At 64.8% G+C, this 8,050-nt stretch carries 7 protein-coding genes; all 7 read right to left on the bottom strand.

Annotated elements, in window-relative coordinates; genetic code table 11:
- The coding region (locus tag ACY69P_RS11405) for a class I SAM-dependent methyltransferase (protein ID WP_462327557.1) at window positions 1-1,134 on the bottom strand (1,134 nt) is incomplete at its 3' end.
- Window positions 1,135-1,217: 83 nt separating this feature from the next.
- Window positions 1,218-2,084 carry a radical SAM protein gene (locus ACY69P_RS11400; protein WP_462327556.1) on the bottom strand — a complete coding sequence of 289 codons (867 nt, stop codon included), beginning with the start codon at window positions 2,082-2,084 and terminating at the stop codon, window positions 1,218-1,220.
- A 4-nt stretch (window positions 2,085-2,088) separates the two neighbouring features.
- On the bottom strand, window positions 2,089-3,975 hold the full coding sequence (locus ACY69P_RS11395; protein WP_462327555.1) for an asparagine synthetase B family protein: 1,887 nt from the start codon (window positions 3,973-3,975) through the stop codon (window positions 2,089-2,091).
- On the bottom strand, window positions 3,972-4,670 hold the full coding sequence (locus tag ACY69P_RS11390) for a class I SAM-dependent methyltransferase (protein WP_462327554.1): 699 nt from the start codon (window positions 4,668-4,670) through the stop codon (window positions 3,972-3,974). The genes ACY69P_RS11395 and ACY69P_RS11390 overlap by 4 nt, the downstream gene beginning before the upstream one ends.
- On the bottom strand, window positions 4,667-5,581 hold the full coding sequence (locus ACY69P_RS11385; protein WP_462327553.1) for a class I SAM-dependent methyltransferase: 915 nt from the start codon (window positions 5,579-5,581) through the stop codon (window positions 4,667-4,669). Before ACY69P_RS11385 ends, ACY69P_RS11390 begins: the two co-directional genes overlap by 4 nt.
- 12 nt (window positions 5,582-5,593) lie before the next feature.
- The gene (locus ACY69P_RS11380) at window positions 5,594-6,931 is read right to left on the bottom strand and encodes a DUF4910 domain-containing protein (protein ID WP_462327552.1); all 1,338 of its coding nucleotides are present in this window, start codon (window positions 6,929-6,931) and stop codon (window positions 5,594-5,596) included.
- 90 nt (window positions 6,932-7,021) lie between these two features.
- Window positions 7,022-8,050, bottom strand: a 1,029-nt coding sequence (locus ACY69P_RS11375) for an SGNH/GDSL hydrolase family protein (RefSeq protein ID WP_462327551.1), incomplete at its 5' end; no start/stop codon positions are given.

Genomic DNA, 8,050 nt, shown 5'->3' with positions numbered 1-8,050 from the left:
GTCGTAATCGTAATCCTTCCGATGCGGGGCCAGCAGGTGGATGCCGCTGAAGCCGTCGTCCACCAACGCGCGGCCCTGCGCCTCGGAACTGGCCTGCGCCAGCTTGGGGTAGCGGCCGTAGAACCACTCCAAATACGCCGGATAGAAGGTATGCACCTGCACCAGGCGCAATTTCTCGCGGCCCGCGCCCTCCTGCCGGACGTCCGGCGCGGCATTGTCCGACAGCAGCACGCATCCCGGCAGGCGCGAGGGATTCTGCGTCGGCACCCCCTGCTCCACTGCGCTACGCAGCGGGGCGACGGACTCCTTCACCGCCACAAAAATATCATTGGCGCTTCGCACCTCCACCTTGAACGAGTCCTCCCACATGAACATGGTGTTCACCTGCGGCGCGCGCAGGTAAATGAGGGCGGCAAAGGCCTTTTCGCGCGGGGACTCGGGGTGGGCGGTCATGTCCATGAGCACGTCGGACATAAGTCCCTTTTTGTCCTCTTCCGTGTACTCGGAGAAGACAAGAGTGCCGTGGATGTACTCCACCGCCCATAAATGGTGCGACACGCGCGCCATGTTGAGGAAGCAGTCCTTGGCGCGGGCCGGGGTTTCGATGTAGCCGCGCCGGGCAACGCGCATCAGTTCGCGGCAGGCCTTTTCCGGGTCCGTGGAGTGCTCCAAAACGTGCGAGCAGTAGGCAAAGTCAAAGCTGTTGTCCTCAAAGGGCATATCCTCCACCGGGCATTCAAACACAGGCAGACCGTCGCGGCGCTTAAAGGCCTTGCCCGCGCGCCCCACTTCGCCGTCGGAGAGGCTGATGTCCGCCAGATGCGTGGCCTTGGGGAAGGGAATATGCCCACTGCCGATATCCAGAACGCTGTCGCCCTCCCAGATGGGAAAGTCGAAATGCCGCGACTGATAGAGGGCGTAGCGGCTTCGGTCCGTCAGGGATTCATAGTGGTCGTAGCAGGCCGCCAAAATTTCGACATGCATCTCCGGCCATTCGTTCAGCGTCTGCTCAAACACGTCAAAGGCTTCGCGGAATTTTCCGCGCAAAAACAACCCGTTGGCAATGAGCACGCCTTCCGACGGGTCTTCCATCGTCACGGTATGGGGGAGGCGTTTGTAGGGCATTTCAAACATGGTTTCGTCCTTTGTTTGCGCGGACTGCGCGGTATCAGGCTATTCCATGCAAAAGCGGTTCCGCACCGCTTGCCTGCGGCGCATCAATACATAAGACACTGGTCCATGCAGAACTCCGGCGCGTTGCCGCTGGCAATACGCTGGCGGAAATCCCGGCAGTTTGGGCTGTTCCAGATGTCCAAGACGTCCGCCTCAAAAATGTTGCCAAAGTGGGTGAGGCCGTTGTGGTCGTAGCAGCACGCCACAACGGAACCGTCGAGGAGGATGGTCATCACATCGCGCGGGTTTTGGCAGGCGCGCATGGCCTTTTTGCGGCCCTCTGGCGTCTCCGCAAAGGTGCGTTCAAATGCCGCAATGCCCGAGGGCCGCAGCCCGGAACCATTGCGGATATACGGCGCCTTGAACATGGGCGACAGGCCAATGCCCCGGCAAAAGGCGTCAAAGTCCGCCATCTCGTGAGCATTGTGCGCAAAGACGATAAACTGCGGGCAAATGTTCACCCCCGCGCCCAGCGCCTGATTGAACCGCTGGAGCATCTCCAGCGCATCGAGGGCCTTTTGCACGTCCCCGCGCCTGCGGTAGGTGCCGTAGACCTCCTGCGACACGCCATCGATGGAGACGATGACATCCGTCACGCCGGAGGTAATCAGCTCCCGCGCGCCGTGGGCCGTCATGGTATTGCCGTTGGTGCTGATATTCGTCTGCGCGTAGGTGGACGCGTGGCGCACCATGGGGATGATGTCCGGATTCAGGAGCGGCTCGCCCCACAGATGCAGATAGAGGTACGAGCAGTAGGGCGCGATGCGCTCGGCAATGCGCACATAGTCCGCGTAGGACAGCATGCCGTGCTTTCGCTCCACAATGCCTGCGCCCACGGCGCACTCCCGGCACCGCAGGTTGCACCCCAGCACGGTCTCCAGCGCAAAAATTGACGGTACAGTCTCTTTCATAAGCCTACCCACCTGCTGGCGCGGCCTGCGCCATATCGGCTCCCGCGCGGCGGGAATCCAGGCCGTCCAGCCATATTTCCATGTTCACCACTTGCCACAGGAACATCATATGGTTCTCACGCGGGGCGCCCTCCTCCACAATGGTCCTGTGCTCCATGGCAAGGCGCTCCACCTCCGCAGGGTCATAGATGCCGCGCTCGCGGAAGGCGCGGCCACGCACCATATCCATGAGCGCATCGCCGCCTTCCCCGGCAAACCACACATGCGCGGGAGCATTCCAGCCCGTTTTGGTCACGCGGGTGCGCGTTGCCTCCGGCAGGGTGCCGCGCATGGCGCGGCGAAGCAGCACCTTGGTCACGCCGTCCTCTATCTTCATGCCATCCGGCACCCGGTACATGAACTCAACCAGCCGGTGGTCAAGGAAGGGATGCACCGCCTGCATGCCAACGGCGGCGCAGTGCCTGTCCTCCGCGCGCAGACAACAGGGCATGGTCTCGCGCGTGAGGTCCTGCCACGTTCTGTTCTTGAGGCACGAGGCAAAGGGGTGTTCCGGTTGCGGCGCGGGCCGCTCCAGCATGCGGCGCATATCCGGCGACAGTGCGGCGGCGTAGCGCGTCATACGGTCAGTATCCGGCAGGCAGATGCCGGGGCGCTGGTCATCCGTCAGGCGGTCCATCAGCGCCATGGCGACAGCCGTGCTCTTGGTGTAGATGGGATGGTTGTGGTGCTCCACCCATCCGGCAATCTCGCGCGCGAGGTCCGCATGCCGCCCCGCCCGGCGAAGCTCCGCAAAGTAGTACGGAAAATACTCGTACTCCCCGGCGTTGAGTTCATCGCCGCCAAGGCCGCCAAACAGCGTACGCACCCCATGCGCCGCCGCGTGCCGGGCCAGCAGCCAGTGCGACAGCCACGTTGCCGTGGCAACAGGTTCATCGTGCAGGCGCACCATATCGCGCACCAGCGTCATCACGTCCGGCGCGTCCACAGGCACGCGCTCCCACCGCGACACGGTGTGGTCCAGCATGGGCTGAATATCTTCGGACTCATCAAAAGTCCGGTCCGCATACACAGTGGAAAACGCCACCTGCTTGGCGCGCACGCCCCGCGACGCAGACGCCAGCACCGTTGAGGAATCCATACCGCCGGACAGGGTGAATCCAGCGGCGGGCATAACGGCCATGCGCCGGTCCACGGCGTCAAAAATGAGATCCCGGTAGCGCCCTGCAAGCTCATCCTGTGTCCCGGTCAGCTCCGGCGCGTCCTCCACGCTCCACCACCGCATGGCGCGCTCGCCCGCCTCGGTGACCTTGAGCGCCGTTGCCGCCGGAAGCTGGGCAATATCCGCGTAGGGAGCCTCCTCCGGCGCGTCGTCAAACAGCCGGTAATGCGCCGCCGCAAGGCGCGCCACGCGGTGCCCGCGCAACCTGCGCGACACTCCCGGCACCCCAAAGAGCGCGCCGGGCCGCGACGCAAAAGCCACCAGCGGCCCCTGCCGCGTCCAATACAGCGGGCGCACGCCCAGCCTGTCGCGCCCAAGCCACAGGGTGCCACGCGGCACATCATGCACCGCCACGGCAAAATCGCCCCAAAGGCGCGAAAGCGCGTCGGTGAACCCATGGCGCAGATAGAGGTCCAGCAGGAGTGCCGCATCACTTGTGCACGGCTCGAAAGCCTCGCGGTTGAGCACAACGCCATCCATCACCACCAGCACTCCGGCCTTTTGCGCGCAGGCGGGCGCATCCACGCCGGACCAGCCAAGGGCGGCGCTACCGCCGTGGAGGACCCGCTCGCGCCGGTGTGGGGGCGCGCTGACCCGCTCCAGCATCATACGCAGCAGGTCGTGCCGCCGGGCCGCATCGCCCGGAGAAATCAGTCCGCAAATCCGGCTCATGCCGCCTCCTCGGTGTCATCACGTGTGGCAACAAAGAATGTCCAATGATGAGGGTAGCCGATGACGTCTTCCGGTTCGCCGCCGGTGCGCACGTCCACCACCTGACAGACGTGGAACCCGCGCACGCGCATAAACTCCATCAGTTCCGAAGCGTTATACGTGTTGACGTGCACACTCAGATCCACGCCGGGGTCAAGGTAGGCGTCGCGCACGTACTCGTACCGCGCGGGCTTGTCCCACGCGGACTCGCGCAGGATGACCGACCGCCGCGCCATGCCCAGCATCCGCTCCAGCGGGCGGTGGTAGTTGTCGATGTTGGTCAGCACGTTCAGGCACACCACGTGGTCCACCCCGCCGCAGGCATCCTCCAGCCGCAGACACTGGAGCGCGTGCGAAGGCAGGCCGTATCCGGGCAGAATGCTCTGCCCCAGCCGCACAAGGGACGGCGCGGCGTCTATACCCGTATAGCGCAGGTCCAGCCCACGCCGCGCGATGCTGTGGTAGAAGTACCCAGCCCCGCACCCCACATCCAACACGCTTTCGCCGGGGCGCGCCACACGGGCCAGCAGGCTGGCCGCCTGCTTGTGACAGGTCATTTCCTCGGCCTGCAGCAGGCAGCGGCGGCTGTAGAGGTCTTTCACCACAGCGCTGTGCTCCCAGATGCAATACGTGCCCCAGCCGTCAGCGCGAATCATTCCCGCCTCCCCACCAGCATGAAGGCCGAAGCCATAAAGTGCCCGCGCCAGTCCTCCGGGTTCTCCTCCAGCGCAAGGCTGGCGGCGCGAAAAGCCTGCGGCGCGGCCTCGCCCAGCATGGGCGGCAGGCAGTGGAAGTGGTAGAACAGCACCCGCACGTCCACGAATCCCGCCCGCGCAAAACGCGGCGCAAGCTCCAGCGGGTTGTGCGTGCGCGAGAGCACCTCATCATAGCCCGGACGGCCTTCCTCACCCCGGCGCACCGGGGGCAGGTCCGTACGGAACATGGCCTCCAGCCCGTCAAGGGCGCCCTCCAGCGCGCCGCGTTCCTCTCCAGCCGCGCGGGCCAGTACGCCGCCGCGGTCAATGAGGCGGTCCATGAAAAAGTCCCGGCTGTAGCGGTTGAGGGTGAACAGCGAAAACAGTTCGTTACGCGCCTCCACCACGGCCAGCCCGCCCGGCCGCACCGCCCCGCGCAGATTGGCGAAAACGGCGTCCTCTTCGCCCTCCGGGATATGCGGCAACACGCCAACGCACACCGCCGCGTCAAAGGTCTGCGGCCAGCCGCCGGGCGCGCTGTAGGCCGCCTCGTCCAGCACACTGCCCTGCCAGATGTGCTCCGCCGGGACGCCGCGCTCGCCCAGCACCTGCCGCGCCGCGGTGACCATCTCCGGCGTGAGGTCAAAGCCGTAGAGGTCAAAGCCAAGGTCCGTCACATCCCGCAAAAAGGACGCCGGGCCGCAGCCCGCATCAAGAAGCGAACCGCCTTTTCGCGGCGTGAGGATGCGCCGAAGCAGGTCCCGGTGCACGGGCGGATAGGCCGCGCCGTCGCCGTAGTAGTCCTCGTAGTAGGACTGGCTCCACGTGCTGTAGCAGGCCCGGACGGCGTCCTCGGCTGTTCGGTGCGTCATGGTTTCCTCCGGCTATGGCCCTAGGGGCCGTGGCCGCCGGTGCAAATGCTCCGGCGGGGTCAGGGCCACAAGGTCCTTGTCCTCAAAGCGCCGCAAATACTCACGCAGGCGCGTGTAGCTCACGTCAAAGGCCTCGGCGATGTCGAACACGGTGCGCGCGCCGTCAAAGGCGCGGGGGAGCCGGTCCTGCATCTGCCCAAAGCGGATGTCGCGTTCGGTCAGGTTCTTTTCCACCACCGGGTCGGGGCGCTCCACGTACAAGTCATAGCGGGGGTTGGAGAGCGCCACGAGGCCGTTGAACCGCCGGTGCACCACGCTGTCGGTCTCCAGCACGTCCACCATGGCTTCCAGCACCTCCACGGCCTGCTCCAGCTTGCCGGGGTGCATGATGCGCATGTCGTCATGGCTGGTGTGGTACTCCGGGTAAGGCCAGCGGGAGAGGGAAATCATGGGCACCTCAATGCCCGGAGCCTCCCACACGGTTTCGTCGTTGCCGACAATGGTGCGGAACGCGCCGTCCGTGAACCCCGGCTGCACTTCCGCAAGGATGTGCGCCGCCACGCGGTCCACAAGGCTGTCGCCATAAAAACTGCGCTGGAGCGCGAGGGGGCCGCTGCTCCCCAGCATCTCGGCAAAGACGCCAAGGCGGATAAGCTCCAGCTCCTCTTGCGGCAAGGTCGCGGTATAGAACACCGTCCCAAGGTGCTCCGGCGCCAGCACCAAACGATAGGACCACCGCGTGGAGCGCTCCCGCAGGCGCGAAAATAGCTCCAACAGCACAAACACGCCCGCAAGGTCATCATTGGCCTGACACGGATGACAGGTGTGGGCGTTGAAGACCACAGTATCCGGGCGCTCCCCGGCGAGGTGCAGGTCCCCCACCAGCATGTCGCCGTCGGTAAAGGACGTCTCAAGGCGCACCTCGTACTCGCCGTCCTCCGGCCAGCCGCTATACTCCGTCCACGGCACGCAAAAGCCCCAATGCTCCTGCCATGGGCGATAGTTGTACATGGAGTGGAAGGCGTAGGCGTCCGGCACGTCCTTGCGGCAGAAGACGTGCGCGTCCAGTTCGCGCCGGGAGAGCGTGCCGGAAAAGGACGAGGAGTAGCCCGCCACGGCCAGCGGATGCACCCTGCCGTCAAACAGCAGTCGCCCGCCGCGCCGTATTTCGGCCACGTCCACGCTCCACTGCCGGGGCACCACCCAGCCGTTGTGCTCCAGCCCACTGGCAAAGCGCGAGATGCGCAAAGGAACAACCTGCGACAGCAGGCTCAACAGCCGCGCATTGTCCGGCTGGCACACGCCGATGTTCAGCTCCAGCGCCTGACGGAAACGGTCGAGGTCCACCATGTTAGTACAGGGGGTAGATGTCGCCGTCTTTGGGCCTCTTGCGCCGGAAAACAGCATTCACGATGCGCCGGAGAATGGTCCACAGTTTCTTCATGATGCGGCCTCCTTATGGTAGCCGAGCGTTTCCGCGAGGTACCTGCCCACATACTGCGCGCGGCAGGCGTTCCCGCTTTTGGAAAAGTGCATGGCGTCGGCGAAGAATTCCGGGTCGTTTGGAAAGTCGCGGTCAAAGTCGAGGACGGAGCACCCCTCATGGCGCTCCAACTCCCGGACAATGGCATTGATGCGCGTGAGAAACGGCCGGTACCAATCGTCCCCTTCGGCAAGGCGTTCGGTCATCAGTACCGTGGGGATATGCCGAAAGCGCGTCAGGGCGAGAATGTTCTCAAAATGGCTGCGGATGATGCCATAGTCGATGCGCCGGGCGATATGGCGCACGGCAAAGTCCGTGTCCCCGCCGATGTGGTGCACCTTGTGCCCGCCGCCAAGGGTGTGGAAGCGAATATTAAACTCCTCCGCCGGTACCGCCAGCGACGCGGCAAGGCGCGCCAGATGCGACCAACGCGCGCACCGGGGCAGACGGGCGCGCACCTCCGCCGCGCACAGGGGCCGCAGCGAATGCGCATAGTCCGGGCGGATGGCATCCGGCGCGGCGTCGGTGTACAAAAAGGGCGTAATGTCATTGATGCCCTGATACACCACCGCCACATGCGGGCGCAGGGTGTCTACCCACGCCGCAAGGCGCACTGCGGATTGAAAGGTAGTAAAGTTCCCCACCCCGGCGTTGAATACCTTCACCCGCAGGCCCGTCAGCGCGGCCAATTCCTCCTCCAGCAGCACGGCAAAAGTGTCTGCGTCGTCATCCACGCAGGTGTCGTAGACGGTGCTGCCGCCAGCGAGGTACACACGCAGGTCAAAGGACTCCACATACTCCGGCGTAAACTCCTGCGCGTCGCGGAAGGAACTGGAATTATGCATGCGCCGCCCCTCCGGCGTCACAAACTCCGGGTCCGGCTCAAAGGCCGTGAACGGATGCCCCCGGTACCGCATGAGCGACGGGCGCGACAGTTCCACGTCCTGCGCGGACGTGAGCGCCGCCTTGCCCGTCAGCAGATACTC

The organism is Desulfobaculum sp., from assembly GCF_054921475.1.
The sequence above is the reverse complement of the archived record's forward strand: the minus strand, read 5'-3'. Positions and strand labels throughout refer to the sequence as shown.